13 protein-coding genes are annotated in these 23250 nt (G+C 77.5%); 11 read left to right on the forward strand and 2 right to left on the reverse strand.

All coding sequences use genetic code 11. The annotated features are described in order from the left end of the window. Positions 1-40: 40 nt before the first annotated feature. A complete protein-coding gene (locus O7628_RS25045; protein WP_278134208.1) occupies positions 41-1624 on the forward strand; it encodes an arabinofuranosidase catalytic domain-containing protein in 1584 nt (527 codons plus the stop codon). 53 nt (positions 1625-1677) lie between these two features. Here the strand turns inward: O7628_RS25045 and O7628_RS25050 are convergent, their stop codons facing one another. Continuing rightward, positions 1678-3096: a helix-turn-helix transcriptional regulator gene (locus O7628_RS25050; protein ID WP_278134210.1), complete on the reverse strand. Its 1419-nt coding sequence runs from the start codon at positions 3094-3096 to the stop codon at positions 1678-1680. 120 nt (positions 3097-3216) lie between these two features. Between O7628_RS25050 and O7628_RS25055 the strand changes: the two genes are divergently transcribed. The 10 genes from O7628_RS25055 to O7628_RS25100 all read left to right on the forward strand — a co-directional run bounded on the left by O7628_RS25055 (position 3217) and on the right by O7628_RS25100 (position 21777). Then, a complete protein-coding gene (locus tag O7628_RS25055; protein WP_278134212.1) occupies positions 3217-4230 on the forward strand; it encodes an MvdC/MvdD family ATP grasp protein in 1014 nt (337 codons plus the stop codon). After that, the gene (locus O7628_RS25060; RefSeq protein ID WP_278134213.1) at positions 4227-5219 is read left to right on the forward strand and encodes a TIGR04500 family putative peptide maturation system protein; all 993 of its coding nucleotides are present in this window, start codon (positions 4227-4229) and stop codon (positions 5217-5219) included. The genes O7628_RS25055 and O7628_RS25060 overlap by 4 nt, the downstream gene beginning before the upstream one ends. Positions 5220-5233: 14 nt before the next feature. Then, a complete protein-coding gene (locus tag O7628_RS25065; RefSeq protein WP_278136397.1) occupies positions 5234-7369 on the forward strand; it encodes a peptidase domain-containing ABC transporter in 2136 nt (711 codons plus the stop codon). 108 nt (positions 7370-7477) lie between these two features. Beyond that, positions 7478-8335, forward strand: coding sequence for a DUF4132 domain-containing protein (locus tag O7628_RS25070; protein WP_278134215.1), 858 nt, complete (start codon positions 7478-7480; stop codon positions 8333-8335). Then, positions 8332-13290 carry a hypothetical protein gene (locus O7628_RS25075; RefSeq protein WP_278134217.1) on the forward strand — a complete coding sequence of 1653 codons (4959 nt, stop codon included), beginning with the start codon at positions 8332-8334 and terminating at the stop codon, positions 13288-13290. The genes O7628_RS25070 and O7628_RS25075 overlap by 4 nt, the downstream gene beginning before the upstream one ends. An 81-nt stretch (positions 13291-13371) precedes the next feature. Continuing rightward, on the forward strand, positions 13372-14565 hold the full coding sequence (locus O7628_RS25080; RefSeq protein ID WP_278134218.1) for an AAA family ATPase: 1194 nt from the start codon (positions 13372-13374) through the stop codon (positions 14563-14565). Further along, positions 14562-18245: a DUF5682 family protein gene (locus tag O7628_RS25085; protein ID WP_278134220.1), complete on the forward strand. Its 3684-nt coding sequence runs from the start codon at positions 14562-14564 to the stop codon at positions 18243-18245. The genes O7628_RS25080 and O7628_RS25085 overlap by 4 nt, the downstream gene beginning before the upstream one ends. Next, positions 18242-20134, forward strand: a complete 1893-nt coding sequence (locus O7628_RS25090; RefSeq protein WP_278134222.1) for a hypothetical protein — start codon at positions 18242-18244, stop codon at positions 20132-20134. The genes O7628_RS25085 and O7628_RS25090 overlap by 4 nt, the downstream gene beginning before the upstream one ends. Before the next feature lie 171 nt (positions 20135-20305). Next, positions 20306-21040: an SDR family oxidoreductase gene (locus O7628_RS25095; protein WP_278134224.1), complete on the forward strand. Its 735-nt coding sequence runs from the start codon at positions 20306-20308 to the stop codon at positions 21038-21040. Positions 21041-21138: 98 nt separating this feature from the next. Then, positions 21139-21777, forward strand: a complete 639-nt coding sequence (locus O7628_RS25100; RefSeq protein WP_074478869.1) for a TetR/AcrR family transcriptional regulator — start codon at positions 21139-21141, stop codon at positions 21775-21777. Positions 21778-21886: 109 nt separating this feature from the next. On the opposite strand, the gene O7628_RS25105 is transcribed toward O7628_RS25100, so the two are convergent. Continuing rightward, complete coding sequence (locus O7628_RS25105) at positions 21887-23035, reverse strand: acyl-CoA dehydrogenase family protein (RefSeq protein WP_083303027.1); 1149 nt, start codon at positions 23033-23035, stop codon at positions 21887-21889. Positions 23036-23250: the final 215 nt, after the last annotated feature.

Here is a 23250-nt window from a genome sequence, read left to right on the forward strand (position 1 = left end):
CCCGTCCCGCGCCACCCCCACCCACGGAAGGAGCAACCCCGTGCGAACCCCGTCCCCCAGCGGGCCAGGACCGGCCCGCGGACCTGTCCCGAGGCGGCGTCGCCCGCGCCACCTCGGCGTCCTGTCCGGCGCGCTGCTCGGCCTCCTCGTCGTCGGCGGCGCCGCGCCCGCCGCCCTGTTCCCGGCCGCCGAGGCGGCGTCGGCGGCGGCCGCCATCGAGCCGGGGCAGAGCACCCCGGTCGTGGGCGTCCAGTCCGGCCGGTGCGCCGAGGTCCCCAACTCCAGCACCACCAACGGCACCCAGACCCAACTGTGGGACTGCCGCGGCAGCGCCAACCAGACCTGGACCTGGACGTCCGGGCGGCAGTTCATGGTGTACGGCAGCAAGTGCCTGGACGCCTCCGGGCAGGGCACCGCCAACGGCACCCAGGTCGTGATCTGGGACTGCAACGGCCAGGCCAACCAGCAGTGGAACGTCAACGCCAACGGCACGATCACCGGGGTGCAGTCCGGGCTGTGCCTGGACGCCAACGGCGCCGGCACGGCCAACGGCACGAAGCTCATCCTCTGGGCGTGCAACGGCGGCGCCAACCAGCAGTGGACGTCGCCGACGACCCCGCCGACGACCACCCCGCCGACGACGGCCCCGCCGCCGCCCGGCGGGCGGCCCTGCGACATCTACGCCTCCGGCGGCACCCCGTGCGTGGCGGCGCACAGCACGACGCGGGCGCTCTACGCGGCGTACAACGGCAACCTCTACCAGGTCCGGCGCTCGTCGGACAACACGACCCGCAACATCGGCCTGTCGGGCGCGGGCGGCACCGCCAACGCGGCGACGCAGGACTCGTTCTGCGCCGGCACGACCTGCGTGATCACCGTCGTCTACGACCAGTCCGGGCGCGGCAACGACCTGTGGTACCAGGGGTCGAGCGTGGTGCCCGGCTCGCCGCAGAGCAGGCCGGCGGTCGCCACCTCGGAGTCGCTCACGGTGGGCGGCGCGAAGGCGTACTCGCTCTACATCAACCCCGGCAACAGCTACTGGCGCGACGGCCACCTGACCGGTGTGCCCACCGGCGCCGCGCCCGAGGGCATGTACATGGTGACCAGCGGCACCCACGTCAACAACGGCTGCTGCTTCGACTACGGCAACAGCGAGACGACGAGGAAGGCCGACGCCGCCGGGGCCATGGACGCCATCAACTTCGGCACCCAGTGCTGGTTCGGCGGCTGCTCCGGCACCGGCCCGTGGGTGCAGGCGGACCTCGAATGGGGGCTGTTCCCCGGCGGGAGCAGCTCCTGGAACCCCAACCAGCGGGCGTTCACCAGCAAGTTCGTCACGGCGACGCTGAAGAACAACGGCACGACCCGCTTCGCGATCAAGGGCAGCAACGCCCAGTCGGGCGGCCTCTACACGCTCTGGGACGGAGCGCTCCCGCCCGGATACAGCCCGATGAAGAAGCAGGGGGCCATCATCCTGGGCAGCGGCGGGGACTGCTGCAAGCCCGACGGCGGCGCGAACCTGAGCGCCGGCACCTTCTACGAGGGGGCGATGGTCGCCGGCTACCCGTCCGACGCGACGGAGAACGCGGTGCAGGCCAACGTGGTGGCCGCCGGCTACCGCTGACCTGACGGCGGGGCCCGGCAGAGCCGGCCGGGCCCCGCCGCGCCGGCCCGGGCTCAGCCGGTCCGCGCCCGGCGGGCGGCCAGCTCGGTGCGGTTGCGCACCCCGAGCTTGCGGAAGATGTTGCCCAGGTGGAACTCGATCGTCTTGACCGAGACGAACAGGCGCTGCGCCGCCTCCCGGTTGCTGAGCCCGTCGGCGATCGCGGCGGCGACCCGGGCCTCGGCGTCGGTCAGCGCCGGCCGACCCGCCGCGCCCGGGAACGCGGCCGCCGCCGACGGGTCCACGCCGACCGGCCCCGCGCCCTGCGTCCCGGCCGGCGGCTGGCCGCCGAGCAGCCGCAGGTCCTTCAGGACCAGGGCGAGCAGGCCGGCGGCGCCGGCGCGGGCGTAGCCGGCGGACGCCTGCTCCAGCAGCCGGGCGGCCTCGCCGCGCCGCCCGGACCGCCCGTGGTGCGCGCCGAGCAGCCAGGCGACGCGGGCCGCCAGGAGCTGCTCGATGGGGCGGGTCAGCCTCCCCAGCGCGGCCGTGAGCGCGGCCGTGGTCGCGGGCGAGTCCGGATCGAGGATCCAGGCCCGCCACGCCGGCAGCACCGGGCCGCCCGGCCAGGAGTCGGGCGGGTCGGCGACGTCGGCGAGCAGGGTGGCGGCCAGCCGGGGCCGGCCGGCGAGGGCATGGTGGGTGGCCAGCTCCCAGCGGTGTTCGTGTTGCAGGCCGGCGGTCACTCCGGCGTCGGTGGCCACCACCAGTTCGAGCAGCCCCACCCACGCGTCGTGGTCGCCGCGCGCGAACGCCAACGCGACCGTGCACTCGGGCAGATGCCGGGCTACCCAGGCCGAACCGACCCGCGCCGCGAGGCCCCGGGCCTGGTCGAGATGGTCCGCCGCCTCGTCCAGGTCACCCCGGAGCGCGTCGCACTTGGCCAGCCACGACGTCGCCTCGGCCTGCACGTCCAGGCTGTCGCAGAGCGCGGCGAGGCGCACCGCCTCCCGCAGCTCGGCCTGCCCCCGCACCAGGTGCCCGGCCCACGCGTCGCCGGCCCCGATCATCGCGAGCAGCCGGGCCCGGTCCACCGGCGTCAGGTCGAGGGCGTCGACCAGCGGGGCGAAGCGCCGCGCCTCGTGCGGGCGCATCAGGGTCAGCGCCGCCGTCAGCGCGCACTCGACAAGCACCGGGTCGTCGCCGAAGGCGTTCTGGTCGAAGATCCGCAAAGCGCTGTCGAGGTATTCCGGTCCGTCGGCGAGGCCGGCCCGGGTCGCCGCGGTCCCCGCGAGCGTGCAGTAGATCAACTCTGTCCGTGGCGAGCGGATCGCGCCGTGCGCCTTCCGCGCGCGGGCCAGGAACGGCAGCATCTGGTGGCTGTCGGCGGTGCGCGACAGCGCGACGAACGCCCGGAAGGCCAGGCGGGCGGCCCGTTCCGGGTCGGCGCCGTCGGCCGCCGACAGGAGACGCTCGGCCGCGATCTCGGTAGACACGCCGGTGAGCGTAGAACCGGGGTCCAAGCCCGGGATTTCCCCGGTGTCCCCCCGACCCCCGCCGGCAGACACTGCTTGCCATCCGCCGGCCCTCCGGCGGCGACCTCGTCCGGAGCCTCCATGATCCTCATCCTGACCGCCCCCGACGACGTGCACGCCGACGCGGCCGAGGTGGAGCTGCGCCGCCGCGGCGCGAACTGGGTCCGCTTCGACCCGGCCGACGTGCCGGCCCGCGCGGCGCTGTCGGTGGCCGTCCGCGACGGGCGGCTGACCCGTACCCTCGTGCGCCACCCCGACCCGTCCGGCCCCGGCGCGGACCCCGCCGGCCGGCAGGTCGTCGACCTCGACGCGGTGACGGCCGTCTGGTTCCGCCGCCCCGGCAACCCCGTCGCCCCCGCCCACCTCGGCGACCCCTACGCGCGGTACGTGGCCGAGGAGAGCCGGCAGTTCGTCGGCGACGTCTGGGAGACCCTCGCCGAGGTGCCGACCCTGCCCGCGCCCCGCCCGGTGGTCCTGCGCGCCCAGCAGAAGGTCCGCCAGCTCCAGCTCGCGCTGCGCCTCGGCTTCGACGTGCCGGCCACCGTGGTCGGCAACGACCCGGCCGCCGTGCTCGACCTGTTCGGCCACACCGGCGGCCGGCTGATCGCCAAGCAGGTCGGCCTGACCGACATCGGCGACGGGCTGATGCGCTTCACCGAGCCGGTCACCCACCGCGACATCGGCCACGTCGACGGGGTACGGCACTGCCCGTTCATCGCGCAGGCCCGCGTGCCCAAGCAGGTGGAGCTGCGGGTGACCGTCGTCGGCGACCGGGTCTTCACCGCGGCGATCGACTCGCAACGCTCCAACCACGCCCGCCACGACTGGCGGCGGCAGGACGGCCGCAACACCCCGCTGAGCCCGTACGACCTGCCCGCCGACGTGGCGGCGCGCTGCGTGGCGCTGACCCGCGCCCTCGGCCTCTGCTACGGCGCCCTGGACCTGATCGTCACCCCCGACGGCCGGCACGTGTACATCGAGATCAACCCCAGCGGCCAGTACCTGTGGGTCGAGGAGGAGACGGGGCTGCCCATCACGGCGGCCGTGGTCGACCTGCTCACCCGGGCCGCGTCCACCCCCGGAGCCGCCCTGTGAGCACCCTGGACCCGGCCCTGCTCGACGAGGCCCTCGCCCTGGTGCGGGAGCTGACCCACGCCCGCGCCAGCCTGCGCGACGCGCAGGACCGGCTCGCCCCCCTGCGGAGCCGCTGGCCGCAGGCCGATCCCGCGCTCGTGCGCGACGAGGAGGGCAGCGACGGCTCGGTCTCCTTCGACGTGCTGCTGCGCGAGCCCGCCGGCACCGTCTCCGTCGCGTACAGCCCGGTCCCGGCGCTGCCGTGGCCGCTGCGCGGGGCGATCCGGCACTCCGAACACCATCTCGCCCGGATCGGCACCCGGACGCTGCTGGTGGGGGAGGCCCTGACCGCGCTGGACTTCCTCTGGTACGACCACGACGTGCTCGCCCGGCTGGTCGACACCGGCGTGCTCGCCGCCGAGCTGGAGCTGCACCCCGTCGAGGTCACCGACGCCGAGCTCCAGGCGGCGGCCGACGCGTACCGCCGGGCCAAGGGCCTGCTCGACCCGGCGTCGACCGCGCGGTGGCTGGCGGAGCGGGGCCTGTCCGCCGGGGACTTCGCCGACCTGGTCGCCCACACGGTCGCGGTGGCCCGGCTGCGCGAGCGGGTGGTGGGCGTCCGGCTGCCGGCCTGGTTCGCCCGGCACCGCTCGGACTTCGACACCCTCGTCGTCGCCTGGGCCGCCGACGCGCCGCCGCCCAGCGAACCGGAGGCGGCCCTCGCGGCGGTGGCCGCGGCCGTGCGCGCCGGCCGGGCCGCCGGGGTGCTGCGGACCGTCGCTGCCGCGGCGGCCCCGGAGGTGCGCGACGCCACCGGGCCGGTGTCGACGGTCGTCGCCGGCACGCCGGTGACCGCCGTCGTGGTGGCCCGGGAACCCGCCGAGCTGGACGACGCCACCCGGCCGCTGGTCGAGCGGGCCGTGTTCGACGAGTGGCTGGCCGACCGGCGGGCGGACACGGACGTCGAGTGGTTCTGGCTGCCCCGGGAGCGGACGGCGCAACCCCGGTGACCGGCCGGCGGCGGGTGCCTGTGGTGCTCCAGGTCGCCGCCACCGACTGCGGCCCCAGCGCGCTGGCCATGCTGCTGGCGGCGTCGGGCCGGGCGGTGCCCGTGGCGAGGCTGCGGGCCCACCTCGACGTCGGCCGCGACGGGCTGAGCCTGCGCGACCTGCGGGACGCGGCGCAGGAGTTCGGGCTGCGCTGCCGGGCGATCGCGCTGCCGGCCCTGCGGCAGGACGCGACGCGGCTGCGGGACCTGCCGCTGCCCCTGGTGGCGCACTGGAACGGCGACCACTACGTGGTGGTGGAAGGCGTCGGCCGGCGCGGCGTCGACGTCGTCGATCCGGCCGTCGGGCGGCGGCGGCTGACGCCCGCCCAGTTCTGCGCCGGCTCGACCGGGGTGGTGCTGCTGGCCGAGCCCGCCGGCCCCGCGCCGCCGGCCACCCCCACCCCCGGGCCGGTGCGTGAACTGCTCGCGCCGGTGCTCCGCCGGCACACCGGGCTGCTTGCCGTGCTCGCGGCGGCGTCGCTGCTGATCACCGTGGCCGGGCTGGCCGTGCCGTGGGCGACGGCCGCCATCATCGACGCCACGACGCCCCCGCGGGCGTCGTGGCTCGCCGCCGTCGCCGTGCTGGCGGCGGTCACCGGGACGCTGTCGCTGGCGCGGGGGCTGGCCGTCACCGCGCTGCAACGCCGCATCGGCAGCCGGCTCGGCACCGACACGGTGGGCCGGCTGTTCGAGGTGGTCTACCGGTACTTCCAGCGCCGCTCGGCCGGCGACCTGATCGACCGGGTGCGCGCGGTGGCCGCCGTGCGGGACCTCCTGGCATCGTCGCTGGTGGCCACGGCGCTCGACGGGCTGCTGGTCGTCGGCTACCTGACCGTGGTGGCCGTGCTGGCGCCGCTGCTGGGCCTGGTGGCCGCCGTCGTCATCGCCGCGCAGGTCGGCACGGCGGCGTGGATCGGCAGCCGCGCCGGGGCCCTGCAACGGGAGGAGCTGCTGGCCTCCGGCGAGGAGGCGGCCCGGCTGTCGGACGCGTTGCAGGGCATGGCGGCGATCCGGGTCGCCGGTGCGCAGCGGCGGGTGCTGCGACGGTGGCAGGAGTCGTTCGACCGGGGCGTCGACGCGGCGTACCGGCTGGCCCGGCTGTCGGCGGCCGGGGAGGCGCTGCTCGCCGCCTGGTCGGTGGCCAGCCCGGTGCTCATGCTCCTGGTGGCGGCCCGGCTGGCCGACTCGCCGGGGCGGGCGGCCGGGTTGGCCGCGCTCGCGGTCGCCGCGGTCACCCCGGCGGTGGCGCTGGCCCAGCGGCTGCCGTCGTTCACGCTGCTGACGCCGACGGTGGACCGGCTGGCCGACATCGCGCAGGCCCCCGTCGAACAGCCCGCGCCGGGGCGGCCCGCGCCCGCGCTGACCGGCCTGGTCACCCTCACCGGGGTGGGCTTCCGGTACGACCGGCGCTCCCCCTGGGCGCTGCGGGAGGTGACCGCCGTGTTCCGGCCGGGGGAGAAGGTCGCGGTGGTCGGCGGCTCCGGCAGCGGCAAGAGCACCCTGGTCGGCCTGCTGACCGGGCTGTACGCGCCGACGCAGGGGCAGATCCGGTTCGACGGCGTCGACCTGGCCACGCTGGAGCTGGCCTCGGTGCGCCGGCAGATCGGCGTGGTGTTGCAGGAGACGTACGTCGGCGCGGGCACGCTGCGCGAGGCGCTCACCCTGTCCCGGCCCGACGCCTCCGACGCGGCGATCGCCCGCGCGATCCGGCTGGCCGCCCTGCACGACGACGTGGCGGCCCTGCCCATGGGGTTGCAGACTCGCCTCGGCGACGGCGGGGCCGGCCTGTCCGGCGGGCAACGGCAGCGGGTCGCGCTCGCCCGGGCCCTGCTGGCCGAACCCGCCCTGCTGATCCTGGACGAGGCGACGAGCGCGTTGGACACGGTGACCGAGGCGGCGGTCGAGGCCGGCCTGCGCGCGCTGCCGATGACCCGGGTGGTCATCGCGCACCGGCTCTCCACGGTCGCCGACGCCGACCTGGTGCTGGTCCTCGACGGGGGCCGGCTGGTGGAGTGCGGGCCGCCGGCGGCCCTGCTGGCCGGCGGCGGGCCGTTCGCCCGGCTGGCCGGCGCACCCGACGCCACCCGGGCCTGGTCCGGCACCGCTCCCTGACCGACCCCAGCGATCTTGTCGGTCGCTACTGTTAGCCTCCGGACGTCGTCGATCATGGCGGATTCCTTGGGGAATCTGGTGATTTCGCCATTACGGAGGGTATTCCTGATGGGCTGGCTAGCGGTGGGAGACTCGCACGAGATCTCCCTCGTCGACGGAAAGGTGGCGGCCCGGTCGGCCGGCCCGCGGGCCACCGGGCGTCCACTCAAGACCTTCCCCAAGGCGCTGCGGGACGACCCGGAGGTGGACCGGCTGCGGCAGCTCGCCCAGTGGCTCGACCGGCACGCCGCCGAGTGCCTGGCCCGGGTCGACGCCTGGGTGGTGTCCTCGCTGCCGGTGCCGACCGCGCTGCTGGCCCGGGTCTGGCCGGACCCGGCCTGGCGCGACGCGCTGCGCGACCTCGTGGTGCTCGGCGACGACCCCGCCGCGCCGGGCTTCCTGCGCGACGTCACCGACGGCGGCGACCTGCGGATGGTCGACCTCGACGGGGAGACCGTCCGGCTCTCGCCGACCAGCGCGCGGCTGCCCCACCCGGCGCACCTGCCCGCCCTGGCCGACCTGCGCGAGTTCGCCGACGAACTCGACATCGCCCAGCGCGTCGAGCAGTTGCACCGGGGCACCTTCGCCCGGCCCGCGACCCTCGCCGACCGGGACACCGCCGTCACCGACTTCCGGGGCACGAAGGTGCCCAACCGGTTGGCCGTCCGCGCCGCCACGTTCGGCTTCCGGGTCTCCGGCTCCCAGGCCAGGTGTCGCGTCTGGGAGGACGGCCGCACGGTCGAGGCCGCCCTGGGCTTCGACGAGGACTACTGGGACTCCGAGGCGACCCTGGGCAGCCTCTCCTGGACGGTCGTGGACGGGCCGACCCTGCGGCTGGCCGAGGTCGGGCCGGTCGCCTGGTCGGAGGGAATGCGCATGGCCACGGCCCTGTCCGGGGCCGCGACCACCACGGGGAGGACGGCATGACCGCGACCACCACCAGCACCACAGCTGCCCCGCCGTCGGCGGAGAGCCTGCTGGCCGCCGGGGCGGTGCTGCCGGCCGGCACCGCCGGGGCCGGCGACGCGGTGCCGCTGACCGCCCGCAGCTACCGGCACCCGGTCCTCGACGACCGGCCGGTGGTACGGCTGGTCGACGCCGCCCTCGGCGAGGGCGAGGACGCCGCGCTCGCCTTCCTCGGCCTCACCCCGGCCGCCGAGCCGGCCGTCGTCGGGCTCGGCCCCCGCCGTCCGCTGGCCTTCCCCGAGTGGGTGCTGGTCCACCACCCGGCCGACGGCCGGCACGTCCTGGCGGTGGTGCCCGAGCTGCGCAAGCTCGCCCGGCAGGCCCGGTCCCGGCCCAAGGCCGCCCTGGACGGGCACCTGGCCGTCGCCGAGCGCTTCGCCCGCACGCTGCCGCACGTGCTGCCGACCTTCTTCGAGCAGGCGGCGCGGGTGTTCCTGGCCGCCGGGCAGGACACCTACGCGACGCAACTGTTCAACAAGGCGCGGCGGGCGGAGGCCCAGCACGGCCTGCCCATCGACCTGCACCGGCTCGACGAGGTCTACCTGGAGTTCGCGGCCGCCAAGGTGGTGTCCGGCGCCGCGCTGGCCGGCTACGCGCGGGAGCTGTCCGCCCAGCTGCCGCCCGGCGAGGCCCTGGACCGGTTCTGCCGGCTGGCGCTGCGGGCCGCCACCGCCGGTGTGGCGCCGTCCACCCAGTCGGCCACCGCGGTCAACCGGCTGGCCCGGGCCGCCGGCAAGGCCGACGCCGACGCCGCCGACCGGGTGGCCGCCTACCTGGGCGAGCTGCTCCGACTGCCCACCGTCGCCGACGCGCCGGCCGGCTGGTGGCGGGCGCACCTGCCGGCGCTCGCGGCGCTGGCCGGCCGGGACCCGGCGGTGCGTGGCAGCCTGCTCGACCTGATGCCCACCGACCGGGACGACCTGCCGTCCTGGCTGGTCCTGCTGACCGAGACCGGCGCCCTCGCCGGGCTCTGCGACCCCGACGCGCCGGACGCGGCCCGCCCCCGCGACGGCGTCGCCGGCTGGCTGCGCCGCTTCCTCGACCGGGCCACCTCCGGCTACCGCCCCCTTCGGCTTCCGGCGTTGTATCCGCTGGTCGAACGGATGGCCGACCGGTTGCGCGCCGAGCTGGCCGAGCGCGGCGAGACCCTCCCCGTCGGCGAGGACCTGGACCTGCTCGACCTGCTGCTCGCCCTCGACCTGCCGGTCGCCGAGCCGCGGCAGCGCGAGACCCTGGACCTGGCGCAGTGGGCCAAGGCCGGGGGAGAACGGGACCTGCGCGCGCTGGCCGGCGACGACCGGTTCACCGAGCCCCTGCGCCGGGGGCTGGCCCGGCTCGACAACGAGTCGGAGACGCTGCGCCGGCTGGCCGGCACGCCGGGCCTGCGGCCGCTGCTGGCCGACTGGCTGCGGGGTCGCGTGCGCGACCGGTTCGCCGCCGGGCTGCCGTACCTGCGGGACTCGGTGAGCTGGCTGGGCGGGCTCCCGGTCGAGGCGCTCCGGCTGGTCACCGACGACGCCGACGGGCCCGCCGCCGGCCAGGGCGCCCTCGGGCGGGCGCTCGGCACCGACCTCGCCGAGCAGGTCGCCGCCAGCCTGCGCGGCGGCATCTTCGACGAGCTGGGCTGGCCGGAGTGGGAGACGGCCTGGCAGGAGGTGACCGGCGGCGACCACCGGGTCGAGACGACCTGCCAGGAGGCCTGGCCCTACGTGATCCTCGGCAGCCCCACCACCGTCCGCGTCGTCGGCGCCGAGGGCATCGTGCTCCGCCACGACCTGCGCATCCCCGCCGGCGACAAGTGGGGCGAGCCCGGCTACCACTACGTCGACGGCCGCCTGCTGGTCTACTGGCGCTCCCAGGAGCTCGACTACAACCTGCGCGGCTACTGGCACACCGCCCCCGACGAGCCGCAGCCCCTCCAGGGCCGCACCCGCGGCAGCCAGCCGCGGCGCAACACGATCACCCTGCCCCTGCCCGGTGGCGGGCGCACCACCGGCGGCGGCGTGCTGCACGCCGGGGACACCGCCGTCCCCGACGAGGTGCCGGTCATCACCGACGGCACCGCCCACTGGGTCTACCGCACCGACGACGACGGCGACCGCGGCTGGCGCGAGTACGACCCGGCCGGCGACGCCCACGGCCGGCGCAGCCTGCCCCGGTTCCTGGCCGACCTGCCCGCCGGGGAGCACCTCACGGAGCGGGCGAGCTGGCTGCGGCCCGCCCTGTCGCCGCAGGCCACCCCGGCCGCCGCGCCGGTGGACGGCCTGCTCGGCTGGCGGGTCGTCACCCGGCCCGACGGCTCCGTGCGCGGCGAGGACCTGGCCGGCCGCGCCGTCACCGTGCCGGCGGGACAGGAGCCGGTCGCCGCGCTGGTGCTGCCCGGCGACGACCGGCCCCGCGCCGTGCTCGGCAACCTCGCCCTGCTCGGCCCGGACGGGGTCGCGTCGGCCGTGGCCGGGGAGACCGGCCGGCACTACACCCCCGGCGCGGTGCCGCTGCCCGGCGCGGAGTTCCTCGGCAACCTGCTGCCCCGGGACCCGGCCGGCTCCGCCGCCCTGCGCCGGATCGACCGGGACGCCGTCGCCGGTCTGCTCGCCGCCGCCGTCGACGAACGGCGCGCCCAGCTGGCCGACCCGGCGGCGAACCGGACGGGCGCCGGCCGCCCCGGCCCGGCCGCGCCGGCGCCCACCGGCGGGCAGGCCGAGCCCACCCCCGACCCGCTGGTCGCGCTGATCCGGTCGGCGGTGCCGGCGATCCGCCACGACGCGCTGCTCGCCGGGGTCGCCGGGGTGCTGCGGATGGCCGCCCGCGTCCGCACCGACCTGGACGCGGCGACCGTTCGGCTCACCCGGGCGCTGTCCGCGCCGACGTCGGCCCCGGCGACCACCGCCACCGGGCCCACCGACCGGCGGCTCGGCGCCGCGCTGGACGGACTGCGGGGCACGGCCTACGGGGAGGCCGACCTGGCCCACGCCTTCACCCAGTTCCAGGCGCTGGCCGCCCAACGCTCCGCGACCGGCGGCGTCGACCCCGCCGTGCGGCTGCACATCGACGGGCCGGCGCTGCCCGGTGCGCTGTACTGGTGGACGATGCTCGACGGCGTCGCGGCTGTCGCCTACCGGGCCGTCGCGGCGGTCACCCCCGACGAGCAGCGGGAGGACCTGGCCGCCCTGCTCACGGAACTCGACCGGCTCGACCTGGCCACCGCCGCCGAGCCCGCCCGGTGGCGGCGGCTGCGGCTGCACCTGCTCGACGACGACCTGCTCGACGCGCAGGGCAACCGCCGCCGCCCCCGGCCGGGCATCCTGCCGCTGCCCGACGGGGCGTTCCTCGCCGTCCTCACCGCCAGCGGCACCCACACCGGCTACCACCTCGACGCGCTGCACCACGACCCGGCCGGCGTGTTCGCCGTGCCCGAGCCGTACACGGTGGACTCCTCGGCGTCGGTCGGCGACGACCGGCCGGCCGGCTGGCTGGCCCGCTTCCGCACCGAGTGGGCCGCGCGCGGCCCGCTGCCGTGGCGGCCGGAGGCAGCCGAGCGGTTCGCCGAGCTGACCGGCGTCACCCCCACCGCAGCGAAGCTGGTGCTGGCCGGGCTGCCGCACGTGGACTCGGCGACCCCCGTGCCGGTCGAGACCCGCCGGGCGCTCGGCATCCGGCAGGTCGGCGAGGTCAAGCTGGCCTTCGGCGTGCTCAGCGAGGCCGGCGCGCAGCTGCGCCGGGCCGTGGTCGCGGCCCTGCTGCCCGCCGATCCGGCCCGGCTGTGGACCGACGGGCCGGACGTCGACGCGGCGGCGGAGGTCTGGACCGCGGCCCTCGGCCGCCGGGTCGTGGTGCCCGAGCAGCTGCTCGCCGCAGCGGTGCGGGCGGTCCGCGCCGCCTGGAGCCCCGCCCGGGCCTTGCCGGCTCTGCTCGACCCGGCCCGTTCGGTCGAGCTGGGCACCGACCTGGCCTTCCGGATCAGTGGCGACCGGGCCCGGCCGGTCGACGAGCGGGCCGCCGGCTTCACCGGCGCGGTGCTGACCTCGACGGTCGCCCTGGCCGCCTGGGTCGCCCACCACACGCCGGCCGGCGACCCGTGCCGGGCCGCGTTGCCGGCCGCCCTCGCCGCGATCCGGGACCGGCTGGCCAACCCCGAGCTGCTGCTCGACCTCGACCGGTACGTCTCCCTGCCCGCCTTCCGCCAGGTGGCGGGCACCCCGTCGGAGACCGGGCCGGGTTGGGAACGCTACGGCGCGATCGTGCTGGCCACCCACGACGACCAGCCCTCGCCCGCGCTGCGGCCGGACCTGCTCGACGCCGACGGGACGGACCCGTACCTGCCGGCGCTGCGCCACGACGCCGCCCGGCCGTACCCGATGGAGGTGGCCCTGCGGCTGGTCCGCGACCCGCGGTTCGCGGCGCTGCTCGCCGACCCCGGCGACCCGGCCGGCGGCGAGCGGGCCGCCGACGGGACGTGGTGGCCGCAGGACCCGACCCGGTCCGTGCCCGATCTCGTCGCCGAGGTGGCCGCGGCGCACGGCCTGGGCGTCGACGCGGCGGCGGTGTACCTGATGCTGCTGGCCATGCCGGACCCGACCGACCGCGACACGGCGACGTGGACCGGCTGGAAGCCGGCCCGGCTCAAGGCCGCCCGCGCCGAGCTGGCCGGCACCGACCTGGTCGTCGCGGCCAGCCGGCCCCGGGCCGGCCGGTCGCTGTTCCTGCCCGGCCCGTGGCTGGCCCGCGGCGGCGGGCAGGCCCCGATCGAGGGCTGGAAGGCCAGCCTGTTCGACCTGGCCCCCGACGGCACGGCCGCGCTCGGCGTCACCGTGCCCGGCGAGCCGGTCGCCGACCTCTACCGACGGGCCTGGCGGCGGGTGCGCGACGGCGACCCGCCCCGCCTCGACGCCCCGGCCTCCCGCACCCCGCGCTGATCCCCGCGTCGGTGGCGGGGCCGCCGGCCCCGCCACCGACCCGCCCACCCGTCCGACACCAGTGAGAGATCGAGGAAACCCGTGACCGTGACGGAACACGTCCGCCCCACCGCGGCACCGGACAACGCCGCCGCCCAGGTGCTCTCCGCCGAGCAGCGGTACGCCGACGAGCTGGCCTTCCTGGCCGCCCACGACGACGGGGCCCGGCCGCCGGGCTGGGCGCTGACCCCGCGCGCCGTGGTCACCTTCATCCGGGGCAGCGACGGCGAGGCGCTGTCGCTGCCGGCCGACCGGCGCGGCCGCCCCGGCGGCGTCGACCTGCCGGCCAGCATGACCATCGCGCCGAAGTTCGTCGGCGAACGCAGCCTGGTCGAGCGGTGCGTGGTCACCCTGGCCGGCGAGCGGGGCCTGCTGCTCGTCGGCGAGCCCGGCACCGCCAAGTCGATGCTCTCGGAGCTGCTGGCCGCCGCCATCTGCGGCACCAGCGCGCTGACCGTGCAGGGCACCGCCGGCACCACCGAGGACGCCTTCCGGTACGGCTGGAACTACGCGCTGCTGCTCGCCCAGGGCCCCACCCCGCAGGCCCTGGTCGACTCGCCGGTGCTGACCGCGATGCGCACCGGCCGGGTGGCCCGGATCGAGGAGGTCACCCGCTGCCTGCCCGAGGTGCAGGACGCCCTGGTGTCCATCCTGTCCGACCGGCGGATGAACGTGCCGGAGCTGTCCGGCACCGGCGACGGCCTGATCCGCGCGACGCCCGGGTTCACCGTGATCGCCACCGCCAACCTGCGCGACCGGGGCGTGTCGGAGATGTCCTCGGCCCTCAAGCGCCGGTTCAACTTCGAGACGGTCCACCCGATCGCCGACGCGGGCACCGAGACCGACCTGGTCCGCCGGCAGGCCACCGCCGCCGTGGAGCGCGCCGGTGCCGCGTACACGGTGGACGACGCGGTGCTCGACGCCCTGATCACGGTGTTCCGGGACCTGCGTACCGGCCGGTCGGGCGAGGGCTGGGACGTGGAGCGGCCCGGCACCGTGATGTCCACCGCCGAGGCGGTTCAGGTGGCGGCGTCGCTCGGGCTGGCCGCCGCGTACCTGCCCGGCGGTGACCCGCTCGACCTGGTCCCGGGGCACCTGCTCGGGGTGGTCCGCAAGGACGACGAGAACGACCACGCCCGGCTGCTGGGCTACTGGGACGGCCCGGTCCGCCGCCGCGCCGAGGACGGCTCGGCGATGTGGCGTCGGCTCTGGGACCTGCGGGCGAGCCTGCGGTGACGGCGGCGTCCCGCGAAGCCGCCGGCCCGACCGGCGCACCGGCCGTGACCGACCCGCCGGGCGTCGGCCCGGCACCGGTCGGCCCGCCGGCCGACGACCCGCGCGCGGTGGTCGACGCGCTCGCCGGTTCGGCGCGGCCCTACCTGATCGGGGTGCGGCACCACAGCCCCGCCCTGGCGTCGGTGGTCCCCGCCCTGCTGGACGCCGCCGGGGCCGAGGTGGTCGCCGTCGAGCTGCCGGCGGACTTCCAGCACTGGCTGCCGTACCTGTCCGACCCGGCCGCCCGGGCCCCGCTGGCCGTGGTCGGCAGCCACGGCGCGGACGGGCCGCTGGGCTTCTACCCGTTCGCCGACTTCTCGCCGGAGCTGGCGGCGATCCGCTGGGCCCGGCAGCGCGGCGTCGAGGTGATCTGCTGCGACCTGCCGCTGGCCGATCCCGGCTGGACGGCGACGGGGGCGGGCGCCGGCGCGGCCCCGACGGCCGACGACGGTGCCGACGCGGACCCGGGCGTGCCCGGCCCCCGCCCGGCGCGCTACGCCGCCGGGCTCGGCGCGAGCGGCACCGGCCGCGACGGCGACGACATGTGGGACCGGGTGGTCGAGGTACGCGCCCCGGGCTGCCCGCCGGAGGCCGTGCGCCGGGCCGCCCTCGGGGTGGGCTGGGCGATGCGCGCCGACAGCGCCGGCGACGAGGGTGTGCCGGCGCGGGACCTGGCCCGCGAGGCGCACATGCGCCGGGTGCTGGCCGACGCGGGCGCGGACGGCCGGCGGGTCGCCGCCGTCGTCGGCGCCTTCCACGCTCCGGCCCTGCTGCTCGCCGCCGCGCCCGACGCCGCCGGTCACGCCGACCCCGCCGGTCACGCCGGCCCGGACACCGCCGGCCCGCTGGGCGGGGCGGCCGACCGGCCGGGCGCCGCGCCCGGCGGCGACGCGGTCGCCACCTCGCTGGTGCCCTACGCGTTCGATCTGCTCGACTCCCGGTCGGGCTACCCGGCCGGGATCCGCGACCCACGCTGGCAGCAGGCGGTCCTCGCCGCCGCCGGTGACCCGGACCGGATCCGGGCCGCCGCCGCCCGGGCCGTCACCGACGTGTGCCGCGAGCTGCGCGCCGCCGGGCACACCGCCGGCACCGGCGAGGCCGCCGAGGCGGTCCGGCTGGCCGACGACCTGGCCCGGCTGCGCGGCCTGCCCGCCCCCGGCCGGGGCGAGGTGCTGGAGGCGGTCACCACCGTGCTCGGCCAGGGCGAGCTGCTCGGCCGGGGCCGTGCCCTGGCCCGCGCGCTGGAGACCGTGCTGGTCGGCGCGGACCGGGGCCGGACGGCCCCCGGCACGCCCCGCTCCGGGCTCGGCCCGGCGGTCGAGGCGGCGCTGGCCGCGCTGCGCCTGCCCCACCCCGACAGCCCGAAGGCCCGCGAGGTCCGCCTGGACCCGCTGCGTACGGACCTGGACCGGCGGCGGGAGGTCCTGCTGCACCGCCTGCATGTCTGCGGCGTCGGCTACGGCGAGCCCGTCGCGGTGACCGGCACCGGCGACGGGGCCGCCCTGACCACCCGCTGGCAGCTCGCCTGGACCCCGTCCGTGGCGGCCCGCCTGGACCTGGTCGGCGTGCGCGGGGTCACCGCGGCGCTGGCCGCGACCGGCACGCTGCGGGAACGCTTCCGCCGCGAGGTCGCCGACGGCGGGCCCACCGCCGCGCAGCTCCTCGCCGGGCTCCGCGACGCCGCCCGCTGCGACCTGCCCGAGCTGGTCGCCGACCGGCTCGACCTGGCCGCCGCCGTGCTGCCCGCCACCGGCACGCTGCCCGAGCTGCTGGCCGCGCTGGACCTGTTGGAGGCGCTGCGCCGGCAGCACCTGCCGGGCACCACCGCCGAGAGCCGGGAGCAGGCGGCCGAGCTGGCCGTCGTGCTGCTGGACGCGGCGGTGCGCGGGCTGCCCGGCCTGGCCGGCAGCGACGCGGCGGACGACGCCGCCGCCCTGGTCGACCTCGCGATCCGGGCCGGACAGGACCGGATCGGCCTGCGCCTGGACGCCGCCCTCGACGACCTGACCCGGTCGGGCTCGGCGCTGATGCAGGGCGCCGCCCTGGCCGCCCGGGTGCTGCTCGACCTGACCGACCTGGCGACCCTCGGCACCCGGGTGGCCGGCTGGATCGACGCGGCCACCGGGCCGGACACCCGCCGGCACCTGCACCGGCTGCTCGGCGGCCTGCTCACCGCCGCGCACCCGCTGCTGCAGTCCGCGCCCGCCGCGCTGGACCCGCTGCTGGACCGGGTCGAACGGCTCACCGATGCCGAGTTCCTGGACCGGCTGCCCGCGCTGCGGGGCGGGTTCGACGCGCTCACCCCGGCGGCCCGGGAGCGGCTGCTGGACACCGTCGCCGAACGGCTGGGCGACCGGCTCGACCTGTCCCTGTCCGCCCCGCCCGAGCTGCTGGCCCGGTGGGCCGCCGCCGACGCGGCCGGCCGGGCCGTGCTGCTCGCCCGCGCCCTGCCGATCCCCGGCCCCGACACCGGGGCCGTCGACGCCCCCGTCGACGGCGGCGACCGGGCGGCGCACGCGCCGGGCGGCGGGCTCGCCCCGACCGACCGGTGGCGGCTGCTGCTCGGCCGGCAACCCGACCGGCTGCCGGCCGACGCCCGCCGCTACGCCCGCGCCCTCGACGAGTTGTACGGGGCGGGGCGCGGCGAGGGCGGCATCGACCTCGGCCCGTCGGCCGGCGGTGGGCAGGAGGCCGCCTTCCCGACGGCCCGCGAGTGGGCCGACGAGCTGGAGGCGCTGTTCGGCACGACGGTGCGGGAGGAGGTCATCGCCCGGGCCGCCGAGAGCGGCCGCACCGACGTGCTCAGCGAGCTCGACCCGGCCTCGGTGCGCCCGTCGGTGGAGCTGCTGGCCTCGGTGCTGTCGCTGGCCGGCGGCCTGCCCGAGGCGAAGCTGGCCGCGCTGCGGCCCCTGGTGCGGCGGCTGGTCGAGGAGCTGACCGCGCGGCTGGCCAACCAGGCGCGGCCGGCGTTGACCGGGCTGTCCAGCCCGCGCCCGACCCGCCGCCCCGGCGGGCGGATCAACCTCGCCCGTACGCTGCGGGCGAACCTGGCGCACACCCGGCGGCTCGGCGACGGCCGGACGGTCGTCGTGCCGCAGCGCCCGGTGTTCCACACCCGCACCCGCCGGGAGGCCGACTGGCGGCTGGTGCTGGTGGTCGACGTGTCCGGCTCGATGGAGGCGTCGGTGGTGTGGTCGGCGCTGACCGCCGCCGTGCTGGCCGGGGTGCCCACCCTGTCCACCCACTTCCTCGCCTTCTCCACCGAGGTGGTCGACCTGACCGACCGGGTCGACGACCCGCTGTCGCTGCTGCTGGAGGTGCGCGTCGGCGGCGGCACGCACATCGCCGCCGGGCTGGCCCACGCCCGCTCGCTGGTGACCGTGCCGAGCCGCACCATCGTCGCCGTGGTCAGCGACTTCGAGGAGGGCTACCCGCTGGCCGGGCTGCTCGGCGAGGTCCGGTCCCTGGCGTCGGCCGGCGTGCACCTGCTGGGCTGCGCCGCGCTCAACGACCGGGGGGCGCCCTGCTACTCGGTGCCGGTCGCCGAGCAGCTCGTCGCGGCCGGGATGCCGGTCGCCGCGCTCAGCCCGCTCGAACTCGCCCGCTGGGTGGGCGACCGTGTCCGGGGAGGATCACGTTGACGAACCGTACCCCCACCGCCGTGGCCGCGGACCGGTTGCCGCCGGTGTCGCCGGCGGTCGCCGCCGCGGCGGTGGCGGCCCTGCCGTCGAGGCTGCGCCGCCGGCTGGACGCCACCGTCGAACGGCTGGCCGCGGTGCCCGTGGGCCGGGTCGACGGCGGCGTGTCGGTCGACTGTGGGCCGGAGGCCCTGGTCGTCCTGCGGCCCGGGCCGGACGGCGCGGTCACCGGCCCGGACCAGGCCCGGTGCGCCTGCCTGCTGGCCCCGCGCTGCCTGCACCTCGCGGCGGTCCTGGCCGCCTGCCCGGTGGCCGACCCGGCCAGCCACCCCGATCCGGCGCCCGCCGCGCCGTCCATCTCGGACGACGTCGGCCGCCCCGCCAAGGCCGGGCGGGTGGGCGCGACCGGCCCGGCCGTCGCCGGCGGCGCGCCGACGAAGGCGCAGCGGGCCGCCGCCGGGGCCCTGTGGCGGGCCGCCGCCGCGGTGCTCGCCTCCGGGGTCCCGGCAGCCGGCGCGGTCGGCCAGGCCGACCTGTTGCGCGCCGCGCACGGCGCCCGCCTGGCGGCCCTGCCGCGCGCCGAGGCGGCCGCGCTGCGCCTGGTGCGCGGCCTGCGCGCGCAGCGGTCCCGGCAGACCGGCCACCGGCTCGCCGACCTGGTCGAGGTGCTGCACGACCTGTTGTACGCGTCCGGTCGGCTCGCCGCCGGCGATCCCGATCCGGCGCTGGTCGGCGTGCTCCGGCGGGCCTACCAGCCGGACGGCACGCTGGAGGTGCACGGCATCTGCCGGGAACCGGTGATCAGCGCGACCGGGTACGCCGGCGTGGTCACCCACCTGGTCGCCGCCGACGGTCGCCGGCTCTCGTTCGCCGACGTGAAGCCGGGCGGCCCGAACCGCGCCAGGGACTGCGCCCACGCGGTCACGGAGATGGGCGCGGCCTCGGTCGACCACGCGGCGCTGGCCCGGGGCGGCCTGCGGATCACCGGCACCACGGTCTCCCCGGACGGCCGGCTCGGCGCCGGCGCGGGGGTCCGGTCCACCCCGGTCGCCGGGGCCGACTGGTCCACCGGGCCGCTGGCGGAGCTGTTCGCCCGGCCGCTGGCGGACGTGGTGTCCGGGCAGCTCGCCGCCGACGACCCGGCCGATCCGGGCCGGGCCGGCACGGCGCTGCTCGGCGCCGACCTGGTGGTGGTCGGCGCGGTAGGCGACCAGGTGCTGGCCCGCGAGCTGGCCCCCGGCGCGGGGCCGGACCGGGCCCCGGTGCCGGACGGTCCGGTGATCCGGCTGGTGCCGGCCGACCCGCACCCCGTGCTGGCGCACGTGGCCAACCTGCGGCGGCTGGCGTCCTGGCCGGGCCTGCGGATCCGGGTGGTCGGCCGGCTGGACCCCGACCGGGCCGGCACGCTGCGCCCGCTCGCGGTCGGCGCGGTGCCGGGTGCCACCGAGACCCTGCGGCTGCCGCCCGAGTGGCGCGGCCGGGCGGACCTGGGCTACGACCAGCTCCAGGGCGCGCACCTGCCGCCCCGCGCGGAGGCCGGCCCGGCGCAACCGGCGTCGGCCGTCGACACGGTCGCGGAGTCCCCGCTGTGGCGGGTGCGTCGGCTGGTGGAGCTGGCCGTCTCCGGTGGCCGCCGGGCGGTGGCCGAGGCGGCCCGCGACGAGGCGGCCTCGCTGACGGCGCCGCTGCGTCGGGCCGGCTTCACCACCGCCGCCGCGGTGGCCTCGGCGCTGGTGGCGGAGTCGGACCGGCGCGGCCGGGACGCGTTCGGCCGGCTCACCGACCCCGACCCGGACCGGTACGCCTGGGCCTGGCTGGCCGCGACCGCCCACCTCGCGGCCACCGAGCGGGAGCTGATCCGGTCCTCCTGGGTGGCCCCGGCGATCTGCTGATCCCCGGGGCGGGCCCGGCCTGACGGCCGCCCCCACGACGCCTGGTGCGGGGCGGCCGTGGGGGCGGCTCCAGCCGCCGCGGGGGCGGCGCGCGACGCACTCCGTTTGATCTAATTCGATCTCCGGGGGCGGCGTCGCCGTCCCGGCCCCGCGAGGACCAGGAGAATCGTCATGACCGTCCCGCAGCGTGTCGCCGTCGTGACCGGCGGTTCCCAGGGCATCGGCCGGCAGGTGGCGCGCCGGCTGGCGGCGGACGGCTTCGCGGTGGTGGTCAACTTCGTCACCGGCAAGGTCGAGGCGGAGCAGGTGGTGGCGGCGATCGTCGCCGCCGGCGGCGACGCGGTGGCGGTGCGGGCCGACGTCGCCGACGAGCTGGCGGTGGCGGAGCTGTTCGACGTCGCCGAGCGGACGTACGGCGGGATCGACGTCGTCGTGCACTCGGCCGGGGTGGCGTCGCACGCCCCGGTGACCGAGCTGGATCTCGCGGAGCTGGACCGGGTGCACCGCGTCAACGTGCGCGGCACCTTCGTGGTCGACCAGCAGGCGGCGCGCCGGATCCGGCCCGGCGGCGCGCTGGTCAACATCTCCAGCACGACGCCCCGGTTGTCGCTGCCCGGCTACGCCGCGTACGCCGCCAGCAAGGCTGCGGTGGACGCGATCACGTTGATCCTGGCCCGGGAGCTCCGCGGGCGTGACGTCACGGTGAACGCGGTCGCGCCGGGCGCCACGGCCACGGCCCTGTTCCTGGCGGGCAAGGACGAACAGACGATCGCCGCGATGGCGGCCATGTCGCCGATGGGGCGGCTCGGCGAGCCGGCCGACACCGCCGAGGTGGTGGCGTTCCTGGCCGGCCCGGCCCGCTGGATCAACGGCCAGGTGCTGTACGTCAACGGGGGCGCGGCCTGACCGGCGGGGCGCGGCGCGAACCGCCCCGGGTCGCGTACCCCATTCCTTCCGACCGGACGGTAGCATTGTGGGGCTGTGCAGGGGATAGGAGGCCACCAATGGCGCGTGCCACGTCCAACCGGCCGGAGTCGACCCGTCGCCGGCAGCGGTGGCCCGACGGCTACGACCCGGAGAACACCCGCAAGTCGTTGATCGCCAGCGCGCTGGAGCTGTTCGAGAAGCGCGGCTTCGACCGCACGTCGGTGCAGGAGATCGCCGACCGGGCCAAGCTCACCAAGGGCGCCTTCTACCACCACTTCGAGAGCAAGGACGACCTGCTGCGCCACATCCAGGAGGAATACCTGGAGGCGCAGCTCGCCGCGATCGCGAAGATCGAGGCCGGCAGCGACGACCCGAAGGTGCGGGTGGCCGAGCTGATCCGGTTCAGCCTCACCAGCGTGGCCGAATACCGGGCGCACGTGACGATCTTCTACCAGGAGCGGCGCAACCTCACCGCCGACCTGTTCGCCGAGGTGACCCGCAAGCGGAGCCTGGTGGAGTCGGCCTTCGCCGGGATGATCGCCGACGGCGTCGCCCGGGGGGCGTTCCGCTCCGACGTCGACCCGCGCATCGCCACGTTCGGGCTGGTCGGGATGTGCGCCTGGGCGTACCAGTGGCTCAACGTCGGCGGCCCGCTCAGCGTCGAGGAAGTGGCGCGCCAGTTCAGCGCGATGGTGCTGGAGGGCCTCCACGCCTGACCGCCGGCCGGCCGGCCCCCGGTCGGGCACGGTCGGGCGGCGGCCGGGGAGGCTGTCGACCGGGCCGGCCCCTACCGGCCGCCGACCGGGTCGGTAGGGGCCGAGCGGGTCAGCCGCCGAGGAGCTGACGGGCCATCACGATGCGCTGCACCTGGTTGGTGCCCTCGTAGATCTGGGTGATCTTGGCGTCGCGCATCATCCGCTCCAGCGGGAAGTCCCGGGTGTAGCCGTAGCCGCCGAGCAGCTGCACCGCGTCGGTGGTGACCCGCATGGCCACGTCGGAGGCGAAGCACTTCGCCGCCGCGCCGAAGTACGTCAGGTCGGCCTCGCCGCGCTCGGACCGGCCGGCGGCGGCGTACGTGAGCTGCCGGGCCGCCTCCAGCGTCATGCCCATGTCGGCCAGCATGAACTGGACGCCCTGGAAGTCGGCGACCGGCCGGCCGAACTGCCGGCGCTGGCGCACGTAGGCCAGCGCGTGGTCGAGCGCGCCCTGCGCGATGCCGAGGGCCTGGGCGGCGATGGTGACCCGGGTGTGGTCCAGCGTCCGCATCGCGGTGGCGAAGCCGGTGCCCGGCGCGCCGATGATCCGGTCGGCGGGGATGCGGCAGTCGTCGAAGTAGACCTCGCGGGTCGGCGACCCCTTGATGCCGAGCTTCCGCTCGGGCGCGCCGAAGCTGATCCCGGGGTCGGAGCGCTCCACCACGAACGCGGAGATGCCCCGGGAGCGGGCGGCCGGGTCGGTGACGGCGAACACCGTGTAGAACTCGCTCAGCCCGGCGTTGGTGATCCACCGCTTGACCCCGTTGAGCACCCAGGTGTCGCCGTCGCGCTCGGCGCGGGTGCGCATGCTCGCGGCGTCGCTGCCGGCCTCGGGCTCGGACAGGCAGTAGGAGAACATGGCCTCGCCTCGGGCCACCGGCGGGAGGTAGCGCTGCCTGAGGTGCTCGTCGGCGGCCAGCAGCAGCGGCATGGTGCCCAGCTTGTTGCCGGCCGGGACGAGGGAGGAGCAGGCGCAGGCGCGGGCGACCTCCTCGATGACGATCGCGGTGGCGAGGGCGTCGGCCCCGGCGCCGCCGTACTCGGCGGGGACGTGCGGGGCGTGGAAGTCGGCGGCGCGCAGCGCCTCGTAGGAGGACTGCGGGAACTGCCCCGTCTCGTCGGCCTCGGCCGCGTGGGGTGCGACCTTCGCGTCGCACACCGCGCGGACGGCCGCCCGCACCGCCGCGTGCTCCTCGGGCAGCTGGTATGCCTCGAACACCACGAACCCCCTCGTCGGACACCCTGTCGGCGCAGAATACCATCCGGTCGGTATGAAGTACGCCCCTTGAGTTGGCCCGCCGGGCGTGGTAGATACCTTCCAGTCGGTATGTAGGGGGTCGGGTGACACGCGCCGTACGGGCGGGGATGGATTCATCTCCGGGCTCGACCGGGGGAGCCTCGGCGGCCTCGCGCGTAGCTGCGCCCGTCTCGGTC

The organism is Micromonospora sp. WMMD956, from assembly GCF_029626125.1.
Lineage (GTDB): Bacteria > Actinomycetota > Actinomycetes > Mycobacteriales > Micromonosporaceae > Micromonospora > Micromonospora carbonacea.

What these genes read in the sequence shown, in the direction of transcription:
- O7628_RS25075 (WP_278134217.1), top strand. Translation starts at nt 8,332, where the DNA reads ATGACCGCGACCACCACCAGCACCACAGCTGCCCCGCCGTCGGCGGAG.
- O7628_RS25070 (WP_278134215.1), top strand. Translation starts at nt 7,478, where the DNA reads ATGGGCTGGCTAGCGGTGGGAGACTCGCACGAGATCTCCCTCGTCGAC.
- O7628_RS25095 (WP_278134224.1), top strand. Translation starts at nt 20,306, where the DNA reads ATGACCGTCCCGCAGCGTGTCGCCGTCGTGACCGGCGGTTCCCAGGGC.
- O7628_RS25100 (WP_074478869.1), top strand. Translation starts at nt 21,139, where the DNA reads ATGGCGCGTGCCACGTCCAACCGGCCGGAGTCGACCCGTCGCCGGCAG.
- O7628_RS25055 (WP_278134212.1), top strand. Translation starts at nt 3,217, where the DNA reads ATGATCCTCATCCTGACCGCCCCCGACGACGTGCACGCCGACGCGGCC.